Origin of the sequence: Gilvimarinus gilvus, from assembly GCF_030518155.1 — a bacterium.
Taxonomy (GTDB): Bacteria; Pseudomonadota; Gammaproteobacteria; order Pseudomonadales; family Cellvibrionaceae; genus Gilvimarinus; species Gilvimarinus gilvus.
The window spans coordinates 1-415 of record NZ_JAULRU010000325.1; the positions used below are offsets into that span (position 1 = coordinate 1).

Consider the following 415-nt stretch of genomic DNA (forward strand, 5'->3'; position numbering starts at 1 on the left):
TGAATGAAGCCAGTGGCGCTGCCATGCGCTGCACCGCCTGGTACCAGTAAAGGCCCCAGGGTCAACAGCAGGATCGAGGTGCGGTTCATGGCTGCGCGTCCTTGTGCATGGCAGCATCCTCACCAAGTGACCGTGACTTTCAACAGGTCGGCGTACAGGCCGGCTTTCGGCACCCAGGCCAGCGTGTCGATTCGCGCATACAGCGGCAATTCGGCCGAGCCGCTATCGGGCACCCGGGCCGCCTGCGCAACGTTCACTGGCAGTGGCTCGCGCCAGGCCGCGTCGCGATAGAGCCGATAAGGAATAGGCCGGCCCGGGGCGTCGTCGCTGGCCAGGAAACGCACGTCGCCAGTGCCGCCGTGCTGGCCGCCGTCGACCTGTACTTGATAAGGCGTGTCGGGGTTGCACTCTAGGC

1 protein-coding gene is annotated in these 415 nt (G+C 65.5%); it reads right to left on the bottom strand.

Features of this window, described 5'->3' with window-relative positions; genetic code table 11:
• Positions 1–119 precede the first annotated feature (119 nt).
• Positions 120–415: Csu type fimbrial protein (locus tag QWI17_RS05640; protein WP_302721539.1), on the bottom strand; the 296-nt coding region annotated here is incomplete at its 5' end.